General features: G+C 34.7%; 19 protein-coding genes. 4 read left to right on the top strand and 15 right to left on the bottom strand.

All coding sequences use genetic code 11. The features are described from left to right. The 4 genes from BAQ49_RS12265 to BAQ49_RS12250 form a co-directional block, all read right to left on the bottom strand. Positions 1 to 1,617 carry a (2,3-dihydroxybenzoyl)adenylate synthase gene (locus BAQ49_RS12265; RefSeq protein WP_071745538.1) on the bottom strand — a complete coding sequence of 539 codons (1,617 nt, stop codon included), beginning with the start codon at positions 1,615 to 1,617 and terminating at the stop codon, positions 1 to 3. 12 nt (positions 1,618 to 1,629) lie between these two features. Continuing rightward, entirely contained in the window at positions 1,630 to 2,829 is a 1,200-nt protein-coding gene (dhbC, locus tag BAQ49_RS12260; RefSeq protein ID WP_071745537.1) for an isochorismate synthase DhbC, read from the bottom strand. 177 nt (positions 2,830 to 3,006) lie between these two features. Next, positions 3,007 to 3,792, bottom strand: coding sequence for a 2,3-dihydro-2,3-dihydroxybenzoate dehydrogenase (dhbA, locus tag BAQ49_RS12255; protein ID WP_071745536.1), 786 nt, complete (start codon positions 3,790 to 3,792; stop codon positions 3,007 to 3,009). 626 nt (positions 3,793 to 4,418) lie between these two features. Further along, positions 4,419 to 5,621: an L-lactate MFS transporter gene (locus BAQ49_RS12250; RefSeq protein ID WP_071745535.1), complete on the bottom strand. Its 1,203-nt coding sequence runs from the start codon at positions 5,619 to 5,621 to the stop codon at positions 4,419 to 4,421. 646 nt (positions 5,622 to 6,267) lie between these two features. Here BAQ49_RS12250 and BAQ49_RS12245 point away from each other — a divergent pair. Next, on the top strand, positions 6,268 to 6,453 hold the full coding sequence (locus tag BAQ49_RS12245) for a YkvS family protein (protein ID WP_000646796.1): 186 nt from the start codon (positions 6,268 to 6,270) through the stop codon (positions 6,451 to 6,453). Positions 6,454 to 6,511: 58 nt separating this feature from the next. Here BAQ49_RS12245 and BAQ49_RS12240 read toward each other — a convergent pair whose 3' ends face one another. Further along, positions 6,512 to 6,811, bottom strand: a complete 300-nt coding sequence (locus BAQ49_RS12240) for an ArsR/SmtB family transcription factor (RefSeq protein ID WP_071745534.1) — start codon at positions 6,809 to 6,811, stop codon at positions 6,512 to 6,514. A 383-nt stretch (positions 6,812 to 7,194) separates the two neighbouring features. On the opposite strand from BAQ49_RS12240, the gene BAQ49_RS32905 reads away from it, so the two are divergent. Next, a complete protein-coding gene (locus tag BAQ49_RS32905; protein WP_071745533.1) occupies positions 7,195 to 7,368 on the top strand; it encodes a hypothetical protein in 174 nt (57 codons plus the stop codon). An 86-nt stretch (positions 7,369 to 7,454) separates the two neighbouring features. Here the strand turns inward: BAQ49_RS32905 and BAQ49_RS12230 are convergent, their stop codons facing one another. From BAQ49_RS12230 to BAQ49_RS12215, 4 genes are all read right to left on the bottom strand, one after another. Next, entirely contained in the window at positions 7,455 to 10,544 is a 3,090-nt protein-coding gene (locus tag BAQ49_RS12230) for an AAA family ATPase (RefSeq protein WP_071745532.1), read from the bottom strand. After that, entirely contained in the window at positions 10,541 to 11,698 is a 1,158-nt protein-coding gene (locus BAQ49_RS12225) for an exonuclease SbcCD subunit D (protein WP_071745531.1), read from the bottom strand. Before BAQ49_RS12225 ends, BAQ49_RS12230 begins: the two co-directional genes overlap by 4 nt. A gap of 15 nt (positions 11,699 to 11,713) precedes the next feature. Continuing rightward, positions 11,714 to 11,953 (bottom strand): DUF2584 family protein, encoded by a 240-nt coding sequence (locus BAQ49_RS12220; RefSeq protein WP_002085739.1) that lies wholly within the window; start codon positions 11,951 to 11,953, stop codon positions 11,714 to 11,716. A 182-nt stretch (positions 11,954 to 12,135) separates the two neighbouring features. After that, positions 12,136 to 12,393 carry a hypothetical protein gene (locus BAQ49_RS12215; RefSeq protein ID WP_001119412.1) on the bottom strand — a complete coding sequence of 86 codons (258 nt, stop codon included), beginning with the start codon at positions 12,391 to 12,393 and terminating at the stop codon, positions 12,136 to 12,138. A 359-nt stretch (positions 12,394 to 12,752) separates the two neighbouring features. Between BAQ49_RS12215 and BAQ49_RS12210 the strand changes: the two genes are divergently transcribed. Together BAQ49_RS12210 and BAQ49_RS12205 are read left to right on the top strand one after the other, a co-directional pair. Further along, complete coding sequence (locus tag BAQ49_RS12210) at positions 12,753 to 13,805, top strand: enoyl-CoA hydratase/isomerase family protein (RefSeq protein WP_071745530.1); 1,053 nt, start codon at positions 12,753 to 12,755, stop codon at positions 13,803 to 13,805. Between the two features lie 143 nt (positions 13,806 to 13,948). Next, positions 13,949 to 14,581 carry a LysE family translocator gene (locus BAQ49_RS12205; protein WP_071745529.1) on the top strand — a complete coding sequence of 211 codons (633 nt, stop codon included), beginning with the start codon at positions 13,949 to 13,951 and terminating at the stop codon, positions 14,579 to 14,581. 70 nt (positions 14,582 to 14,651) lie between these two features. Here the strand turns inward: BAQ49_RS12205 and BAQ49_RS12200 are convergent, their stop codons facing one another. The 6 genes from BAQ49_RS12200 to mmgD all read right to left on the bottom strand — a co-directional run bounded on the left by BAQ49_RS12200 (position 14,652) and on the right by mmgD (position 22,504). After that, positions 14,652 to 16,112, bottom strand: a complete 1,461-nt coding sequence (locus BAQ49_RS12200) for a CoA-acylating methylmalonate-semialdehyde dehydrogenase (RefSeq protein WP_071745528.1) — start codon at positions 16,110 to 16,112, stop codon at positions 14,652 to 14,654. A gap of 36 nt (positions 16,113 to 16,148) precedes the next feature. Further along, a complete protein-coding gene (locus BAQ49_RS12195; protein ID WP_071745527.1) occupies positions 16,149 to 17,039 on the bottom strand; it encodes an NAD(P)-dependent oxidoreductase in 891 nt (296 codons plus the stop codon). Between the two features lie 16 nt (positions 17,040 to 17,055). Next, the gene (locus BAQ49_RS12190; RefSeq protein ID WP_071745526.1) at positions 17,056 to 18,765 is read right to left on the bottom strand and encodes an acyl-CoA dehydrogenase FadE; all 1,710 of its coding nucleotides are present in this window, start codon (positions 18,763 to 18,765) and stop codon (positions 17,056 to 17,058) included. A 155-nt stretch (positions 18,766 to 18,920) separates the two neighbouring features. Next, complete coding sequence (gene prpB / locus BAQ49_RS12185) at positions 18,921 to 19,829, bottom strand: methylisocitrate lyase (protein ID WP_071745525.1); 909 nt, start codon at positions 19,827 to 19,829, stop codon at positions 18,921 to 18,923. An 18-nt stretch (positions 19,830 to 19,847) separates the two neighbouring features. Beyond that, complete coding sequence (gene prpD, locus BAQ49_RS12180; protein ID WP_071745524.1) at positions 19,848 to 21,284, bottom strand: 2-methylcitrate dehydratase; 1,437 nt, start codon at positions 21,282 to 21,284, stop codon at positions 19,848 to 19,850. Positions 21,285 to 21,382: 98 nt separating this feature from the next. Next, the gene (gene mmgD / locus BAQ49_RS12175) at positions 21,383 to 22,504 is read right to left on the bottom strand and encodes a citrate synthase (RefSeq protein WP_071745523.1); all 1,122 of its coding nucleotides are present in this window, start codon (positions 22,502 to 22,504) and stop codon (positions 21,383 to 21,385) included. Positions 22,505 to 22,937: the final 433 nt, after the last annotated feature.

Here is a 22,937-nt window from a genome sequence, read left to right as displayed (position 1 = left end):
TTATCGTTTTACTGTAATAAGTTTTTCAGTAATTACTTTACGTAATTCTTTTTTGCTTACTTTTCCAACACCTGTTTGCGGGAATGATTCAATAAATTCAATTCGATCTGGAATCTTATAAGCCGCTATACCGCGTTCTCTTAAAAACGTTTTTAATTCACTTACAGTTGGAGCTTGTCCACGAGCTATAACAAAAGCGCAAGTACGTTCTCCTAAATAATCGTCAGGCATAGATACAATTGCTACATCATGTACTGCATCATGTGCTAATAGATGATTTTCAACCTCTTCCGCAGCAACCTTCTCACCACCACGATTAATTTGATCTTTGTCTCTTCCTTCTACAATGATGTAACCTTGTCCATTTACTTTTACAAGATCACCTGTGCGATAAAATCCATCCTTTGTAAATGATCGTGCATTATGCTCTTCTGCTTTATAATAACCACGAATTGTATATGGACCTCGTGTTAATAAACTACCTACTTCACCAGGTTTTACATCGTTATCATTTTCATCAACAACCCTTACTTCATCGAATGTAGACATCGGTCTACCTTGTGTATGAATAATGATTTCTTCAGGGTCATTTAGTCTTGTGTAATTTACTAACCCTTCTGCCATACCAAACACTTGCTGTAACGTACATCCAAATGTAGGGCGAATGCGCTTTGCAACTTCGGCACTAAATTTCGCACCGCCTACTTGAATAACCTCTAGGCTTGATAAATCGTCATTACGAGAAGATGCAGCATCAAGCCATATCATTGCTAATGGTGGAACGAGAGCGGTAATCGTAACTTTTTCTTTTTCTATAAGTGCAAATGCCTCATCTGGACTCCCTCCAGTTGCCAGCACTACTTTTCCACCCGCATAGAAAGTTCCAAATGTCCCTGGGGAACTCATCGGGTAATTGTGTGCTACTGGAAGAACTGCCATATAGACACTTTCTGCATTCAAATTACAAATTTCAGCGCTAACACGTAAACTATAAATATAGTCATCATGTGTTCTAGGAATTAATTTAGAAAGTCCTGTTGTTCCTCCTGATAATTGGAGAAATGCAACATCACTTGGCTGAACGTCTGGTAATAGAACTGGATCCATATAAAGTTCATTTATGTTCACAAATTCTTCTTCTTCTCCCACTACAATTACATGTTGTAAAGTAGGCACTTTTTCTTTTACTTCTCTTGCTAGTTTTCTGTAATCAAAGCCAAGAGCCTTATCTGAAATAACGTAAGCACTCGCCTCACCAAACTCGCAAAAATAACTAATTTCACTGCTTCGATGTGAAGGTAGTGCAAAAACAGGAAGCGCTCCAATTCGAAATAGCGCAAAACATATTTCGAAAAACTCTATAATATTAGGTAACTGGATTACAACACGGTCTTCTTTCTTTATTCCTAAATTCAGTAAACCTGAAGCTAAGCGATCTACCTTTTTATCAAATTCACTATACGTTATATGCGTATTACCGCTTACAACTGCAATCTGATCTCCATATTTTTCAGCACGTTCTCTTAACACTCCGCCAAATGTTTCACCAAGCCAACACCCTTCTCCTCGGTAACGATCGGTAAATTCTTTTGGCCATTCCGTATAACCTGTTAACATTCTTTCTTCCCCCTATTTTTCATTCAATGAATTATCTCTTAATCCTAAAGCCTTCAGCATCGTTTGGAATTTAGCTGACGTTTCTGCTAGCTCATCTTCTGGTTTTGACTCAGCAACAACTCCAGCTCCTGCATATAAACGAAGTGTATTCTCTTGCACTTCAGCACAACGAATTGTAACAATCCATTCGCCATCTCCATTTAGATCGCTCCACCCTAACATTCCTGTAAAGAATTCACGGTCAAATGGCTCAATTTTTTGAATAGCCTCTCTTGCTTCTTCCATTGGAGTTCCGCAAACTGCTGGCGTAGGATGAAGAGCAATTGCTAATTGTAAAGAAGTAGTATTCGGATCCTTAAGTTCACCTTTCACTTCTGTAGACAAATGCCACATTGCTTCACTATGAATAACTGATGGTTTTTCTGGCACATGCAATGTATGACAGCACGGACGAAGTGCAGCAGCAACCGCTTCAACTACTACCGCATGTTCATGTAAATCTTTTGGTGAAGAGAGTAATTCCTCTGCTCTTCTTTTATCTTCAGCTGGATCGTCACTTCTTGGTCTTGAACCAGCTAATGGATTAGAAACGACTTGCATACCACTACGTGAAACAAGCAATTCAGGGCTTGCTCCAATTAATGTCTTACTTTTCTCGTTTTCATCTTTCGGTAAATTCACAGCAAATGTATAACCGTGCTTATTATGTTCTGCTAATTCGCGAAGTAGTTTTTGTTTATCAATCTTCTCTGAAGATTTAACATCCAACGATCTAGATAGAACGATTTTATTTAAATCTCCGTCCTGAATTTTTTCAATCCCTTGCTTCACACCATTCATATAAACTTCAGGAGCTGGAACCGGTGTCATTTCAAATGTCAGTTTCTCATTTCGTTTTATCTCATTTGTTGTCTCCAACTGTAAACGCTCAGTAATTCTCCAATATTCCGGTACAATAAGTTGAACTTCTTTTCTACGATCAAAAGGCAAAGCACCAACAACGATAGGATTCGGATTTCCGGCTTGTTTTGCATTACTTAATACCGCTTGTACAAGTTCTGGAAAACTTTCAATTTCATGATGTTTTACTGTAGTAAACTCTCCTTCTGTCAATATCGTTCGAGTTGGTGAAGCGAAAAAGAACGAAGATTCAGTTTTATAATCTTCTAATAATTTTTCTGACAGTTTCTTTACGGCTGTAAGTTCATTCATAGTATGAAAACCTCCTGAATTTTTTATCCCGCATTAACGGGCAGTAAGATCCGCACCTCAAAATTCAGCGGAAGCAAAGAAGTTAGGTGGGGATCAACTGCCCGTAAAAGCCCGATTGGTTCAACTAATAATCAGTGGGGGATGAACAAAACCCCCACTAATTAAAGTTTCACTTTATTAAACTCCTAATGTAGCTCCGCCATCGACACATAAATTGTGCATTGTAATATGACTCGCTTTATCAGAAGCTAAAAACAATACTGCTTCAGCAATTTCTGAAGGTTGTGCAATTTTTTGTAACGGTATACCGAGTCTATATGTATTTTGAGAACCAGCAATTATATTTTTAGCTCCATTCTCATCAGCCCATAATAATCTTTGCATTTCAGTTTCAGTAGAACCTGGAGAAACTAAGTTGCAGCGAATATTGTATGCTGCAAGCTCTAATCCTAAACATTTCATGAACATGGTCGTTGCAGCTTTTGATGCAGCATACGCAGCCATTTCCATTCTCGGAGTATTTGCCGCATTTGAGCCAACTGTAACAATTGCCCCTGATTTTCTTACCATCATACGCTTACTTACCGCTCGGGACATATAGAAAACTCCTGTAGTATTTACAGAGAATGTTTTATTCCAATCTTCATCACTTAAAGAGTAAATCGCTCCCATACGTAAAACCCCTGCAACATTTACTAATATATCTATCGGTGCTATGTCATTTTCAATTCGGTTTACTACCTCTTCAACAGCAGTGCTATCACTCACATCTAAATGAAATGTCTTCATATGTGTTTCATATGATGCACAATGATTTAATAACATATTTAGCACTTCTTCATTTTGATCAACCGCAATAACTGTAGCTCCTCTTTCTAAAAACATTTTTGCTACAACACTACCTATACCTTGGGCTGCACCTGTTACTATAACGGTCTTCCCATCAAATTCCCCTAAATTCATTTCCTCTATCCTTTCATTTGAAAATTAATTTAATTAAACAATTAATGATAATGATTATCATTATCTATGTAAAAAATAATACACTTACTAAACTAATTGGTCAAGTGTACTTTTCATCAAAATAATATTTACTGATAATGTTTTTCATTTAATATTCTTACAACGAAATGATAATGTTTCTCAATAAACTTGTCAATCTTTTTTTATTTTTCAAATAAAACATTTTAAAGCCTCTTAATAAAATCATATCTAAAAGCATTAAAAGTACTTACATTATAAATTAAATTCAAACTCCTCTTTTTAAAATTGAAGAGAATAAACTGTATATACCTTCTTTTAAAATGCTTTATGAAAAACTCAAGTATATATTTTCTCAATATTTTTCTGAAAATATATATTGCAAATACCAATGAATGTCTTCTTTATTATTTAAGATTTATTACATATTTCGAATACGATATATCGATTTATTATATTCAAATATAATCCAAATGGATATTTCACTCACTTTTACACCTAAAAAAATTCCAAAAGTAATTTAACCTTGTTAAAATAACTCATAAAAAAAGCACCCTATTTAATAGGATGCTTTTTCGTAATCATAGTGCTATAGAAGATTTATACACTTATGCTACGCTGCGATACTCTTCTTCTTGTTCTTTTTTCTGTTTAGGTGCTTGAATTAAAATTGCGATAATAAATGACACGACACATAATACGCCGATAACCATGAAAGTTGGTTTAAATCCACCTAGAATTGCACCGATAAAGGAACCAGCAAGCGCTCCAAATCCAAATCCTTGATACACGATTCCGTAATTTTTACTATGATTTTTCATACCGAAGAAATCACCAACAATAGCCGGGAAAATAGTGATATTTCCACCAAAGCAAAACGCTACACTTGCTACACATACGAAGTAGATACCATAATTTAAATCTACGAAACTTAGAACTAAAACTGAAGCCGCCATAACAACAAAAGTACCAGTAACGATTTTTAAACGGCCGATTTTATCTGATAACGGTCCTAGAATAATACGACCTAATGTATTGAAGATTGCAACCATAGCCACCGCATTAGCTGCTGTCGCTGCGCTAAGCCCTACAAGTTGAACACCAATGTCTTTTACCATACCAATTAAGTATAAGCCACTCATACATGATGTAAATAACATAATAAATAATAAGTATACTTGTTTTGTGCCTAACATTTCTTTCGTTGTATATTCCTGAGTTTTTGTTTCATGAACTGCTCCTTGATCTGCAGCTTGATGGATTAAACAAGCGCCAATTACAATCATAGCTGTAACAATTAAACCCCAGTATATAAACGCTTGTGATACACCAACTGATTCAATCAACTGTGCGTTAATGTATTTAAAGATTAAGCTACCCGAACCATATGCAGAGACAGAAATACCAGCAATTAAACCTTTACGCTCTGGAAACCACTTTATTAAATTGGATAGTGAAGTAATATATGCTGTACCATCCGCGTAACCTACAACAACTCCTGCTAGTACATAAAGCAATATTAATGAAGAAGCTTGTGAACTAAGTATTAATCCTAGTCCTAACGCTAGTCCAGCTATCATAATAAGTTTACGAAGTCCCCATTTTTCTTGCAATTTACTCGCAAATAAAGTTGAAAATGCTAAGGAAAGACTAGTAATTGAGAAAGTTATTGCAACAGCGTTTAGACTCCAACCGTATTTACTAACTAAAGGCTGATTGAATAAACTCCATGTATATATCGTTCCAAGCCCCATTTGTACTATGACCGTGCCAAGGACAACAAGCCATGGATTAACAGTTGATTTTTTCATATCATTCCGCCTCCTCTTTCTATTTCAATGCTATTCTCTAAATATGCTTTTTTTATTTTCATTTTCGCCACCTCATTCGATTTAACAACTTCATTGTATAGGATGTTTCCGCTTATGTAAGCACTTACAAGATAGAGCGTCAAAAATATGGAATCAGTTACAGAAAACGACGGATGAAATACAAAAAACTACATATTAAATACGTAGCAGCTTTTATAATGTTTTACATCAATACGACTTATGTGTGTTTTCATATCCTCTTTTATAAAAAGTTATGTGCCCAGTTACACCATGGCTGGACTTCAAAATTTTGATTATCCTATACAAACAAAAAAACACCATATTCTTTTTAACTCTCCAGCTTTGTAACATGTTACGCCCGCACTCCTTGATACAAGTCATTTAATTGCCTTATAAACTTGCTTTTCGTTACAAGGCTTATGCTCAAAAATCCCACTCTTTTTGTATTTCCAATTTCGTACATAAAAATAGAAAATATATAATCTATTTACATAATGTTGCACTTTCAGTTTATTAAACAAAAAAATATTTTATTGATAAATAAAACTAAACATTCACTAATATATCTATACGTGGTTTAATATATATAATAAACAAACATTTCTGTCTTTTATAAGGAGGTACTATGAAAGCAAACGTAGGGGATACTATACTATTTCAACGAAGTAACTTAAAGATTACAGGATCTGTACTAAAACTATACACTGAATCGGTCTTAGTTGAAGTTACAGATGTGAGCGGTGGTACTTTTGAATTTGACCGAACAATTGTAAATCATAAAAACTATAAAATTTTAAATGCAAATAAATAAAACAATACAAAATGGCCCCTGCTTAACAGCAGAGGCTATTTTGTATAACAACACTTCATTAATTTATGTATCCTAAAACACTAACAATCTTGCTTGCTTTTAAATTATTAATGTAATAATAAATTTCTAACCCTCTTCTCTCAGCTCTTAACACTTTACCTTTCATTTTTGATAAATGCTGCGAAACAGTCGATTGAGGAATATTTAATATTTCTGTTAATTGTGTTACATTACAAGTTTTGCGTGCACTTAATTCATTTACGATTTGCAATCGTATTGGATGCGCCATTATTTTTAAAATATCCACATCTTCTTCAGTTACTAAACTTTTTTTTATCTCGCTCGTATGTGTTGTCATAAGACATTCCCCTTTTATTTAAATTCCTTTTTATTTATAACTGCTTCTACATAAAATGATATCTCTAACATACAATTAAGACCCTTATATAGGAATAATTGGATTTTCATTATTTAAAAACAGCAATGTTATAAAATTTTATTTATTTAGTACATATACATAATATAATTTCAATTTGTGCTGTATGTGAAGTTCGCATAAATTTAGGGTGAAGATTTTTCAAATAATTAAAACGTTTTTTGATACTATATGATTCATATAACTTTCTATATTTTTTATAGAACTAATAATTCTACCTATAATTAACTATCTAGCGTTTTTAACACATGTTAGGCGTTTGTATATACTATTACAAAACACATTTTTATTAGGAGGAAATTTATATGCCTACACCGTTACAAGAACAAGTTGAAGAAGCTCGTGAGACGTATGTCAGTCGTATTATTTTAGTCGGTGGATCAGCCTTATTTTTAACAGGTGGTGTAATATCAGCAATTTCTGCTTTTAAAAGTTTTAATCGTTTGGCTAATACACCACCTTCTTCAGATAACTCATAGTTGCTTACTTCATACAAACGCCGCCTCCAATAAGGAGACGGCGTTTTATTTATTATTTTACTAAAATCCTCAGCAATTTGATCTTGTTACTTCACCACAAACCTAGTCTGACTACACCCATCCTTCTGCTTCGTTACTTCTAATACAGCTGGCATTGCGTTTTTCAGCTCTTGAACGTGTGAAATGACACCGATAAAGCGGCCTGATTTTTGTAAGTCGATTAGGGCGTCAACTGCCTTCGTTAATGACTCTTCATCTAATGAGCCGAATCCTTCATCGATAAACATCGTTTCGATGGAAATACCACCTTCATACGCTTGAATTACGTCTGCCATTCCAAGTGCTAAGCAAAGTGATGCGTTAAATTTCTCACCGCCAGATAATGTTTTTACATCTCGGGTTTGACCTGTGTATGCGTCATATACATCTAAGCCTAATCCACTTTGACGGTTTCTCTTTTCAACTCGCTCACTTCGTTTTAAATAAAATTGGCCATTTGATAATTTACGTAATCGTTCGTTTGCGATTTGAACGATTTGTTCTAGATACTCAATTAAGATGTAACGTTCAAAGGATATACGACTATCGTTATCCCCTTTCATTACTTCATATAAATCAACAAGTTCTTGGAATGCTTTTTCTTCCTCATGAATTTGTTCATCAATTCGTTTAATGTTTTCATGTAAATCCGTAATATATGTTACCGCATTTTGCGCACGTTGACGTTTTTCTTTTATTATATCAAGATTAATTTGTAATTCTGTTATGTGTTCACCTAATGCCGTAATATCCATGTACTCTTTATCTTTTAATTCAGCATGTAACTCTTCAATTTGTTTTGCAAGCACTTCAAGAGATGAATAATAACTTTGAATTTCTTTTTGTAACATCTCCATCTCGATATCATTTAATTTAGCTTCTTTATACATGATTTGATCTGTAAATCCGCTCTGTTCAAGCTCTTTCATAAAGCGTGTAAACGTCTCTTCTTTCTTCAATTTTGTACTTTCAAATTGATTAGAAGCACTTTCCTGTTCTGCTTGAATACGTATATTTTCATTTTGCCAATGTTGATACGCTTCCTGCACTTTCTTCCATTCGTCTTCCATTAATCTGAGTTCATGCATAGCTTGGTCAAACTGAAGTTTCCAAGCTTGTACAGTTTGTAAGCTTTCAGGAATACTTTTCTTATCATGTTCATATGACGTACGAAGCTGCATACACTCCATTTCTATACGGTGCTGCTCTATTTCTACCTCACGCTTTTGTTTCTGAAGTCCATCTACTTTTTCTTCTACGCTTTTTATATTCACAGCAGTTTGCTTACGAGTTTCTTCGCTTGCTTTTAACGTATTCACTTTAGTTGCTAATTGTTTTCCCTTTTGAACCAGCGCCCTGTATGTTTCAACTAATTCTTCCGAGCGATAGCCTCGCTTCTTAACCTCTTCTATTACCTGTTCATATTGAATATGATAGAAATTCCATTTCTCCTCTAATTGAACATGTAATTTTTCAGCAACATTCTTCTTGTCTCTTAAATCATTTAACTCTTTCTCATCGATCGCATCACTTTGCTCTGTAGCTTTTTTCGGATGGTTCGTACTACCACATACTGGACAAGATTCACCATCATGTAAATGAAGAGCTAATATACCAGCTTGTTCACTTAACCAGCGACGTTCCATATTTTCATATGCGTTAACTGCCAATTGCATCTTATTATATGCTGATTCTTTTTCTTGCTCGCATTTTTGTTTTTCTTGCCATACATCATATGCCTCCTTTAATACTTTTGCATCTTCTCGCATTTTCGTTAATTCTTCTACTTTAGCTACATATTGTTCAAGCGCTACTTCTAATTGCTGTAATTCATCAGACATTAGCTGTTTTTGATTTGTATGCTCCTCTAATTGTCGATCTAAGTTTTGCATACTTTCTTTTAATTTCTCTACTTGAATTTCTGTATCTTGTAAATTCAACTGTTTCTCAGCTAATGATGCAATGATCGGTTGTAACTCTTCTAATCTTTGAACGAGTTTTTTTGCATTTTCTCTCTCAGGTTCTTTATTCTTTACTGCTTCATATTTCTCCTGAGCAAGTTCAAAGTTATTCGTTATATTTTCTTTTTTGGCGATTATCTGTTTTAACAAACTTTCAGCCTTCTGCTCATTTTGCATTGCTTCTTCGTACCATTGTTCAAATGGTAATAAGCGCTTCGCTTGTTCCGCACGCTTAAAAGATTTTTCTTTCATTTCAATAACTGTACGGTTCTCTTGTAAAGTATTATATTTCTCATTCTTTTGTTGTAAATCTATAAATTTCTCATTTACAGATTTCGCTGCATGAAAACGTGTTTCAGCATCCTTTAATTGCTTCGTTTGAACATTTTGTTCTACTTGTAATTGCTCAACCTCTGCCTTATACGCAGCTGTTTCTTGTTCTAATACTTCTACTACTTGATGCGTATTTACATGTTCTTGTTCCACTAATGTCTCTAATAATGCTCCATCACGTATTGGCAATTTAAAAACATTACGGAAATATAGCTCTCGTTCTTTTTGTTTTTCTTGTAAGACGTCTTTCCATTGTTTGCGTTTTTGGTCTAGTAACTCACGCATTAACTTATAACGATCTGTTTTAAAAATACGACGTAAAATCTCTTCTTTATTTTCTGTTTCAGACGTTAATAGCTTTCGGAACTCTCCTTGCGGTAACATTACTATTTGGCTAAATTGATGTTTACTTAATCCAATTAAATCTTCAACTTTATTATTTACATCCGTTACATGAAAACGATCGACACAAGGAACTTTTTCTTCATTAATTACTTCATATAATTCAACTGCATGTCCTGTAATTGTTTTATTCCCTTGTTTTTTATGACCAAGTTGTCGCTTTATTTCATATCTTTTCCCTTTTAATTGAAAGGTTAATTCCACACTTGTATAAACATTATCATCAGCAAATTGACTACGGAGCATGCTTGTATCACTACGCTCTTCCCCACTAGCTTCTCCATATAACACATAACAAATCGCATCAAAAATCGTTGTTTTGCCGGCCCCTGTATTTCCAGAAATAGCGAAAATACGATGTTCGCCAAGATCATTAAAATCGATTACTTCTTTCTGTTTATATGGACCAAATGCCGTCATAATAAGCTCAATCGGTCTCATCCTCGCTCACCTTCCCGTTCTTGCACTGTTTGCAACACATCTAAGAATAGACGTTCTTTCTCTTCTGATAACTCTAACCCTTTCATTTCTTTGTAAAAAGCTTTTAAAAGAGATAAATCATCCGTTTTATGTCTTGAAATAGTTACTTCATTTTCATCTGTGAACTCTCGTCTTTGAATAGATCTTTCAACATGCATTGCATTTGGGTATACAGAACGTATTTTTTCCATTGGCTGCAAGACTGGATTTTCGTCTAATAATTTCACAAATACATAATCTTCATTTACTGGATGATGTAATAAATCGTCTATTTTTGCTTCTACTGTACGCATTTTACGACGTGGTGTAAGTAAACGTTTTTCAATTTTTGTTTCACCTTTTTCATCCAGTTCCACAATATAATATCCTTTTTTATGTTTTTCTTCAGAGATAGAATAGGCAAGTGGCGAACCTGAATAACGAATTGTCTCATTACGTACAAAATGCGCTTGATGTAAATGACCAAGCGCCGTGTAATGAAACTTATCAAAATAATGGCTATTTACATATTCAGCACCACCAATTGAAAGTGGTCGTTCCGCATCACTTGTATTTCCCTCTGCCTCTCCTGAAGAAGTTACAAATGCATGTCCTACAAATACATGTCTCGCTTCTTTATCCATCGTTTCAGAAAGTTCATTCATAAAAATACGCATCGCATCATCATGAGAACGAACATCTTCATTTTTCAATATATGTCTAACAATACTTGGATCCGCATACGGAATGAGATGGAAATGAACCTCTCCGTATTCATCATTTAAAACAACAGGATTATATGGAAACTGGAATTGTCCAACAATATGTAATCCTTGTTTTTTCATTAAATTACTACCAAAATGTATACGGTCCGGACTATCGTGATTTCCTGCAACTGCGATTACTGGTGTTTGTAACTCAATAACTATCTTTTGTAATACATCATTTAATAAGTCTACTGCTTCTGTAGGTGGAATTGCTCGGTCATATAAATCTCCTGCAATAATTACAGCATCCGGTTTTTCTTCTTCAACAGCTTGTACAAACTGATCTAACACAATTTTTTGATCTTCAGTCATATATACACCATGAACAAGCTTACCTAAATGCCAATCCGCTGTATGAAAAAACTTCATATTACCCTTCTCCTTTTAGTTTACTGATTGTAGTGAAACAAGCTGATAGTTTAGTGTAGTTTTTCCGTTCTCCCATTCTAACTTTTGGACAATTGCACTACCGATTCTTTCTTCGTTTGATTTATATAAAGGTAATATTTCTTGAATAGTAAATAGATGATAACCATCTAAAATTAATTGAAATAAATTATCTTCTATATGTAATCTCACTTCTTTTTCATTTGAAATAATTTTTGTGTGCATCTCAAATTTCATGCTAGATACAACCCCTTTTTTCTAATCTCTACATTTTAATAGTATAGTGGTCATGCAAGATTGACAAGTAAATACACTACGATGTACACACTTTTTTAATTATAAGTATTTTATGTTTTTTACATAAAATACGGTATGTGAAATTATCAATCTACAAAAATAAAAATGCCATTCAGGCATCCTTATTTTTGTAAGTACTCTTTCATAACGTAGTACAATACAGTTATTAAGACAATCGCTACAAAAAACGCAAATACAGCCACTACATACCCATCTTTATTGAGTAAAAAACATATGGAAATAGATATTATAAAAATCGGAAACACGAGACGCACCTTATCCTTCACTTCTTCTGTCGTATCTGTATGATGAAAATACTGTGTAATTCCTACCATAAGAGATGACAAAATAATTACCGACAATAGTAAAGGTCCTGGCATTCCGATCTCTCCTTTCTCTATTTCTAATTATATACAAACCCCACTGCCTTTAAAAGTTAGACAATTCAGCTTTTTGATTTTTTCTACATCCACTCTTTAATAGATTGTTACGCCACGCATAATAACTCAATATAAGTTATACATATAATAGCGCCTTCAACACTATAATTCCAAATAATTGCGCTTACAGTAATGTTGTAATATTCCTCTTCCTTCTTCAGAATCCTGCAAATATAACTCGTCAAAATATGCGGAGTACATATTAATCCTTATAGCGCCAATATTAGACAAATTTATAAAGGACATTTCATCATGTATCAAGAAATAAGAATAGGAAGATATGTAAGGGAGGATTTATAATGACTGAACACGTTTTATTTTCTGTTAGCGAAAACGGCGTTGCATCTATTACTTTAAACCGTCCAAAAGCACTTAATTCTTTATCCTATGACATGTTAAAACCAATTGGACAAAAACTTAAAGAATGGGAACAAGATGATCAGATTACAGTTATCGTTTTAAAAGGAGCTGGAACGAAAGGTTTTTGTGCAGGTGGCGACATTAAAACGCTATACGAAGCACGTTCAAATGAGATTGCATTACAGCATGCAGAACAATTTTTTGAAGAAGAATATGAAATTGATACATTTATTTATCAATATAAAAAACCAATTATCGCCTGTTTAGATGGAATCGTAATGGGCGGTGGTGTTGGTCTGACAAATGGAGCTAAATATCGAATAGTAACAGAACGTACGAAGTGGGCGATGCCTGAAATGAACATCGGTTTCTTCCCAGATGTCGGTGCTGCTTATTTCTTAAATAAAGCTCCAGGATCTACTGGCCGATATGTCGCTTTAACAGCATCCATATTAAAAGCTCCTGATGTATTATATATAAACGCTGCTGATTATTTTATGACATCCGATTCATTACCAAATTTCCTTACCGCACTTGAAAATATAAATTGGAATAAAGAAGATGTACATACTCATTTAAAAGAAGTTATTCGTACATTTGCAACTGCTCCAAACTTAGAAAGCGAGCTTGCTCCTTCTTTAGAAGTAATCAATTCACATTTTGCATTCGATACAATTGAAGAAATCATCCACTCGTTGGAGAAAGCCCAAAGTTCATTTGTACTAAAAACGAAAGAAACGCTATTATCAAAATCACCTGTTTCACTAAAAGTAACATTAAAACAGTTTATTGATGGACAAGATAAGTCCGTTGAAGAATGTTTCGCTACGGACCTTATACTAGCTAAAAATTTTATGAGACATGAAGATTTCTTCGAAGGAGTACGCTCCGTTGTCGTTGATAAAGATCAAAATCCGAATTATAAATATAAACAGTTAAGTGATGTTTCAGAAGAAGACGTAAATCGTTTCTTTAATTTACTTAATGCATAACAAAAAGGCTATATTTGTAGTGTATGCAACATTACAAATATAGCCTTTTTTATTTAATATTTTTAAATACAATTTAATTTAACCAAAATGTGTGCTACACTAGCTTTAATCGAATTTTCTAAAAATAAAAAGGAGGACAATTTATGATAGAAAATTATCTTCTTTTCATCATTATGTCAATTTGTCTTATCATTTTACCCGGTCCAGATACAGCAATGGCTACGAAAAACACATTGGTTGCTGGAAAAATCGGCGGCGTAAAAACTGTTTTTGGTACTTGTGTTGCGCTTTTAATTCACACTTTAGCTGCTGTAATTGGTCTTTCGGCACTTATTGTAAAGTCTGCTCTTTTATTTTCTATTTTTAAATATGTTGGTGCTGTATATTTAGTCTATATTGGTATTAAAGCCCTTTTAGCAGTCAGAAACACATCGGACTTAAATACAAATGAAGTTCCAATAAATAATGAAAATAAACATACTTCTTGCTTTCGCCAAGGTTTCCTTACAAATTTACTAAACCCTAAGATTGCAGTCTTCTTTTTAACTTTTTTACCACAGTTTTTAAATCCAAATCATAATACATTTATACAACTTCTCGTTATGGGACTTACTTATCTCATTTTGACAGTCATTTGGTTTGCTTTTTATATATTTTTAATTGATAAAATTAGTGCCTTTATGAAGAAACCGAAGACGCAACGTTATATTCAAGGATTAACGGGAATCGTTTTAATTGGGTTTGGTATTAAACTAGCTTTTGAAAGAAATAATTAACAAGACGAAAACCACCACTATTAATAGTGGTGGTTTTCATTTAATAACTGATTTGGCTGTTTACTCTATATTAAAACCAGCGCTCAGTTACAACTTTTTTGCGTGTATAAAATTGAACGCCATCCGTACCATTTGTACCAAGATCTCCAAAGAATGAAGCTTTGTTTCCTGCAAATGCGAAGAATGCCATTGGTGCCGGAACGTTTACGTTTACACCAATCATACCAGCATCGATGTTATCACGGAACGTTTGAGCATGCTTACCATTTGAAGTATAAATAACAGCACCATTCGCAAATTTCGATTGATTTGTCAGCTTAATACCTTCTTCTAAATCTTTTACTCTTACAATACTTAATACTGGAGCGAAAATTTCATCTTGCCAAATTTTCATTTCTTGATTTACACCATCAAAGATCGTTGCACCAACAAAGTAACCTTCCCCAACTTCTTCATTGATTTTACGGCCATCGACTAGTAAAGTTGCTCCATCTGCTACGCCGCTATTAATATAGCCTAAAACACGTTCTTTATGCGATTCACGGATTAATGGTCCGACGTAATTATCTTCGTTGAAACCATCGCCTACTTTTAATTTTTTCGTCTCTGCTACTAATACGTCAATGAATTCATCCGCAATTTCATCTACTACTGCTACAACAGAACATGCCATGCAGCGCTCTCCACTACTTGCGAACGCAGATCCAATTACACCTTGTACTGTTTTTTCAAGATTGCAATCTGGCATTACAATCGCATGGTTTTTCGCACCTGCTAACGCTTGTACACGTTTTCCATGTTTCGTACCTGTTTCATATACGTAACGAGCTACCGGCTCAGATCCAACGAATGAAACAGCTTGAATATCTTTATTTTCCAAAATGCTATTTACAACATCTTTTCCGCCTTGTACTAAATTTAATACACCTTTTGGGAAACCAGCTTCATAGAATAACTCTACAAGTCGCTCTGCTAAAAGTGGCGTTCTTTCAGATGTTTTTAATACGAATGTATTACCGCAAGCAATTGCAAGTGGGAACATCCATAATGGAATCATCATTGGGAAGTTAAACGGTGTAATACCAGCAACAACACCGATTGGATAGCGCCAAATCGATCCATCAATTCCACTAGCAATATTCGGAAGAGCTTGTCCCATCATTAAATTTGGTGCTGATGTTGCAAGTTCTACTGCTTCAATACCACGCTGCACTTCACCAGTTGCATCTGTTAGTGTTTTACCGTTTTCTAGCGTAATGATTTTTGCAAGCTCTTCTTTGTTTTCTTGTAAAAGCTGTAAATATTTATACAATTGTCTTGAACGATTCGGAACTGGTACTTTAGACCATTTTTCGTATGCCGCTTTTGCAGCTTCAACAGCTTTTTCAACATCTTCTTTCGGAGATAGCGGAACGTAAGCGATAATTTTTCCAGTTGCTGGATTTGGAACTACTTCTACTTCTGTACCAGTAGACTCTACCCACTCACCATTAATATGATTTTTTACTCGTTTAATTTCAGTTGTAATCATTATATTCTCTCCTTTTTTATGATGTATATAAGTCTATTATTTTTGATTAGAAATTAATTGTTCGCTAACTTTCTTATATAAAGCAGCCATATCGTTTTCACCATATCCTGCTTTACTCGCTTCTTCATATACGTTTAATAGCATTTCGCTTACTGGTAAGTGGAGTTCACTTTCCTTAGCTAAATCAACTGCAAATCCCAAATCTTTCTTTAATAAATTCACAGTAAAGCCTGGCTCGTAGTTTTCGGATGCAATGAAACTTTTATAATTACGCTCATAAATTCTACTTTGACCGTAACTTACATTTAAAATATCAAACATTTTATCTAAATCCATATTGTTCTTTTTCGCTAATGTTAAAGCTTCACTCACACCAGCTGTATAAAAACCAATTAATAGATTGTTAATTAATTTAACAGTCGTACCGCTATCAATTTGTTCACTAACGTGGAAAATATTCGCCCCTAACGCTGCCATGATAGATTCAGTTTTATCATATACGTCTTTTGATCCACCAACCATAAACGTTAATGTACGATTTTCTGCTCCAATTACCCCACCGCTAACAGGCGCTGCTAAAAAGTCTACTTTCTTTTCCTTCGCCGACTCCTCTAACAGTTTATTTAACTGTGGAGATACAGTACTTGTATCAATTAATACAACATTCGAGTGGCTATTTTCAAATAATCCTTCTTCCCCAAAATATACCGCTTCAACAGCACGAGGTGAAGGTAAACTTGTAAAAATCACATCGCATGTCTCTGCTAGTTTTGAGATTGATAAGCCAATAATTCCTCCTTCTTTTTCAAAGGAAGCTTCAGCCTCTTTGTTTAAGTCCACTCCATATACTGTGTAACTTGATTTAACTAAATTTTTAGACATCGGAAGACCCATGTTACCTAAGCCGATAAAACCAATCTTTTTCATATCGCTTTCCTCCTATTTACACAATATATTTCCCACGATTTATAATAGCTTTCGCAATTTCTCTCTTTTTCGTAAATACGTTCGTGTATAAAGGCACTAATAATTGACGGATTTCAGCTAACATTACGTGTCTATCTTGTTCTTCTGTGACAGCCGCTGAAAGTATTGAAATCGTCGATTCTTCTACTTTACGATAGCCTTCTTCACAAATAACATCCGTTATCATTTGTTTCGTACGCTCTTTTTCTTCACCATTTTTACTAATTGCTTTACTCGTACGTAAAAATGCTGATTCCATGACGTACACGTCCGTCAACATATTTGATAATACACGTGAATATTCTTGCTCTTGATCAATTTTTAATCCTGGAGTTTTAGAGAGCGTTTTCAAAGATTGTTTCAACAATTTTTTCGCTAATAAAATGTAACGATGGTTTCTTTCTACATTTGCTACATCAATTTCTACTTCAGCATCTTCTATTTGCTCGATTTGCTTCATTAACATTTTTGCAACTGTTAATCTATTAATTTCATTCGTTCCTTCAAAAATACGACTAATTCTAGCATCACGATATAAACGTTCTACCTCGTACTCTTGCATATAGCCGTACCCGCCATGAATTTGTACAGCTTCGTCTACGATATAAGCAAGTGTTTCAGAAGCGTTTACTTTATTCAGTGCACATTCAATTGCAAATTGGGACATTTTTTTCATAAGATCTTCATCACTCTCATGAATTGCTTCATCAATTACACCTGCTGTACGGTAAGCTGCACTTTCTGCTCCATATGTAGCAATGATCATATTTGCAATTTTCTCTTGAATCATCGTAAAGTCTACTAATTCCGTTTGGAACTGTTTTCGCTCTTTTCCATATTGAACCGACAAACCGATTGCTTGTTTTGCTGTTCCAATATTTCCAAAAGCAAGTTTTAGTCTAGCAAAGTTAAGAATATTAAGGGCTACGTGATGCCCTTTCCCAACTTCTCCTAAAACATTTTCAGCAGGGATAACTACATCTTCTAAAATAAGCGTCGCCGTTGAAGAACCTTTAATCCCCATTTTCTTTTCTTCTAATCCAATAGATACACCTTCACATGTTCTTTCGACAATAAACGCTGTCATCCCTTTATTTGTCTTCGCAAAAACAACGTATACATCTGCCATATGAGCATTTGTAATCCACTGCTTCTCACCATTCAACTTCCAAGCTGTACCCTCTTCATTCAAAACTGCACTCGTTTTTGCACTTAATGCATCAGAACCAGCATTGGGCTCAGTTAAAGCATAAGCACCAATCCATTCTCCGGATGCGATTTTCGGCAAGTACTTTTCTTTTTGTTCTTTCGTTCCGTAATATATGTAAGGCAATGTACCTACACCAGCGTGTATATTAAATGAAACGCTAAATGCACCAGCGTAACCCATTTTCTCTGCTACAAGACCTGAGACAGCCTTTCCTAATTCGAACCCACCGTATTCTTCTGGTACCTCAATGCCTAATAATCCAAGTTCCCCAGCTTTCTCAAATAATTGACGAGAAACGTTATAGTTATGTTGTTCAATGTTCTCAATTTGCGGAACAATTTCTTGTTTTACAAATTGTTCTGTCGTTTTTGCAATTAAATCTTCATCCCCTGAAAAATCTTCTGGTGTAAAGAAAGTATTGTTCACATCTTTATTGAGTGAAAAGAATTCATCCCAAGGTAACTTCGTTTTCTCCATCTGAATCCCCCTATCATTTCGGCCTTCATTGCTCTTTGCATATGCTCGTCTACGATGAGTGGAATATCTTATTATTGAAAACAGAAGGCGATGATTTTTCACATCAAGCAGTTCGTTTTGCCAAAGATGTATTCTCATCGCCTTCGTTGTTTTATCTATTGATCTTCTGATAATACTGTTTTTGCAATTCCAGTATCTAATTCTTCAAAGTCATGATATGAAATTGTTTCATATAACTCACTTCTCGTTTGCATATTAGAAAGTGCATCTTTTTGAGAACCTGTTTCCTTAATTAAAGTAAACACATTTTCATACGCTTTCGCGGCAACTCGAAGTGAAGTTACAGGGTAAATCACCATTTGGAAGCCCATATTTGCAAATTCCTCTGCACTATAATATGGAGTTTTTCCGAATTCAGTCATATTCGCAAGTAAAGGTGCATTTACCTTACTATTAAATAGACGGAACTCCTCTTCTGATTGAAGCGCTTCAGGGAAAATTGCATCTGCCCCTGCTTTAACATATGCATTCGCTCTTTCAATCGCTGCATCTAATCCTTCCACGCCACGAGCATCTGTGCGTGCTACAATATATAAGCTTGGCGCAACTTCTTTAATCGCTTTAATCTTTTGAACTAATTCTTCTGTTGTAACAAGTTTCTTGCCATTTAAATGTCCACATTTCTTTGGTAATTGTTGATCTTCAATTTGAACAGCCGCTACTTTCGCTTCCAGCATTTCTACAGCTGTTCTTGCTACGTTTAGTACTCCACCAAACCCTGTATCAATGTCAACAAGAACTGGTAAATCTGTAGCTCTTACTAGATCCTTTGCTCTATCTGCTACTTCAGTAGACGTCACGATACCTAAATCTGGTAGACCTTTACTTGCAGTGTAAGCAGCTCCCGATAAATAAAGAGCTGAAAAACCTGTATTTTTCGCAACAAGAGCCGCCATTGCATCATGAGCACCTGGAATTTGCAAAATTTCATTTGCTTCTACTAAAATTCGAAAGCGATTCGCAAGCTCCTCTTGTGTTGACTGTTTATTCACAACCCAAGCCATTCTAAATTCCCCCTATTATTAAATTAAGAATAGATCTACAAATTCGTTTACATTCATATTTTCTAGTTTTTCCTCATTTAAACAAACTTCATGAATTTGTTCTTGTTGCTTACTAGAATAATGACCTGCCATATTTGCAGTGAATTTTTGAACAACTTTTGGAATCGCTTCGTCTCTACGGAAACGGTGACCAAGTGGGTATTCACATTCCACATTTTCTGTTACAGTACCATCTTTAAAGTGAACTTGAACAGCGTTGGCGATTGAGCGCTTGTTCGGCTCAAGATAATCTAAACTGTACTGTTTGTTTTCAACAACAACCATCTTATTACGTAATTCATCTACACGTGGATCATTTGCTACTACATCCTCATAATCGTCCGCAACGATATCTCCTTTTAATAAACCAATTGCCGTAATGTATTGTAAACAATGATCACGATCAGCTGGGTTATTTAATGGACCTTCTTTATCGATAATACGAATTGCTGATTCATGAGTTGTAATTGTAATACGATCAATTTCATCTAATCTTTCTTTAATTTCCGGATGTAACTTCACTGCACATTCTGCAGCTGTTTGTGCATGGAATTCTGCTGGGTATGATACTTTAAATAATACATTTTCCATTACATAAGACTCTAATGGTCTAGCTAATTTTAATTCTTGCTTGTTAAATAATACATCTTGGAATCCCCATCCTGGCGCAGATAATGCTGTTGGATAACCCATTTCACCTTTTAGAGCAGTCATTGCAAGATGAACACCGCGACTCGTCGCATCACCTGCTGCCCATGATTTACGTGAGCCAGTATTTGGAGCATGACGATATGTACGAAGACTAGAATTATCAATCCACGCATGTGATAATGCATTAAAGATTTCGTCACGTGTTCCGCCAAGCATTTTCGCAACTACAGCAGTTGTTGCTACTTTTACGTATAATACATGGTCAAGTCCAACGCGGTTTAAGCTGTTTTCTAAAGCAAGCACGCCTTGAATTTCATGTGCTTTAATCATCATTTCTAGTACTTCACGTACTTTTAATGGTTCTTTTCCCTCTGAAATGCGAACACGGCTAATATAATCTGCAACTGCTAAAATTCCGCCTAAGTTATCAGATGGATGTCCCCATTCTGCTGCAAGCCAAGTATCGTTATAGTCTAACCAACGGATCATACATCCGATATTAAATGCACCTTTTACTGGATCTAGCACATAAGATGTTCCTGGTACACGTGTACCATTTGGCACGATTGTTCCTGGTACAACTGGTCCTAGTAATTTCGTACACTCTGGATATTGTAGTGCTAAAATTCCACATCCAAGTGTATCAAGTAATACGTAGCGAGCAGTACTGAATGCTTCCGCACTTGTAACCTCTTTATTTAATACATAATCTGTAATTTCTTCTAATAATGCATCTTTTTGTTTAATTTCATTTGTTTTAATCATGCTAATCTTCCCTTTCTGTCGAAAATTCGTTATTATTAATGATGGGTGTCGGTCAAACACCCATCTGGCGGGCGGCGCTAACAACTCCCCAGTTGTTTTTATTTACTAAATGCATGTCGCTCGCCTATATACTTTACGCGTGGACGGAACAAACGATTATTTGCATGTTGCTCAATAACGTGCGCACATAATCCTACTGTTCTAGAGCTAAAGAAGATTGGTGTGTACAGTTGAATTGGAATACCAAGCATCCAATATACTGGAGCTGCATAATAATCAAGATTCGGATAAATTCCTTTTTCCTTCTCCATAATCTTTTCTCCAGCTTCACACATTTCATATAGTGTATAATCACCTTTTACATCACATAACTGCTTTAAAGCTTCCTTCATCATAAGTGCTCTTGGATCCATCTTCTTCATATAAACACGGTGTCCAAAGCCCATAATTTTTTCTTTGTTATAAAGTTTCTTCTGTAATAGTTCTTCAAATTTCTCAATATTTCCAGCTTCTAAAAGCATGTACATAACCGCTTCATTTGCACCGCCATGTAAGCTTCCTTTTAAAGATGCAACTGCACCTGTTAAAGCACCGTATAAATCCGATTGCGTTGATGCAATTACGCGAGCTGTAAACGTAGAGTTTGGCATTTCATGTTCACTATATAAAACAAGGGAACGATCAAAGATCTTTTCCTCAAGTTCAGTTGGTTTTTTACCAGTTAACATATAGAAGAAATTCGCACTATATGACAATTCCTGAAGGGGCTGAATTGGCTCCTCATTATTTAAAATATGATAGCTATTCGCTACAATATTTGGCACTTTACTTAAAAGCTTGTACCCTCGACTTTTATTCACTTCTAACGAGCGGTTTTCGATATCACTATCGTAACCAGCTAATGCAGACACACCTGTACGTAACCCATCCATAGGATGCGTTTCCTTAGGCAATGCCTTTAGCACGTTGAATACACCTTCTGGCACTGCATATTCTTCTTTTAATTTCTTTTCAATTGTTGCTTTTTCATCTTCATTCGGTAGATGTTCTTCTAATAAAAGGTGCACAATGTCTAAATACTCTTTTGTTTTTGAGAGTTCGATTAAATCATACCCTTGAATTACAATTTCACCTTTTACTGTGTCAAGAAACGAAATTTTCGTCTCCGCTGCTACTATACCATCTAATCCCGGGGAAAATTTTTCTTCAGCTTTCATCATTATTTCCTCCAATCCTAATAGATCTTCGTGCACATAACTGTAAGCCTTTACAATACTGTGAAACTACATTTCTATTTCAATGTATCAGAGTTTTTAGAAGATTTCAATTTATTTTATAATGATAAGTTTCCTATACTTTTTCTGCTGTAATAATACAATTTTTCAAAAATAGCTTTCATATTTTATAAGGAAAGGGCATACATCCTTTTACGATTTTTTAAAACGAAATATAACAATCATCCATATAATCCCACTAAATATACCTTTACTCTCTTTTTATTTAACAAATATAAAAAAACGAGCTGCATTCATGCACAGCTCGTTTTTAATAATATTAATTTCATATTCTCATAAATATAATTCTTATATAAAATTTATTTATTTTTAATAAAGTTATTATTTTACATAATTAAATTGAATTTCTTCCGTTTCT

Source organism: Bacillus proteolyticus (genome assembly GCF_001884065.1).
Classification (GTDB): Bacteria; Bacillota; Bacilli; order Bacillales; family Bacillaceae_G; genus Bacillus_A; species Bacillus_A proteolyticus.
The sequence above is the reverse complement of the archived record's forward strand: the minus strand, read 5'-3'. Positions and strand labels throughout refer to the sequence as shown.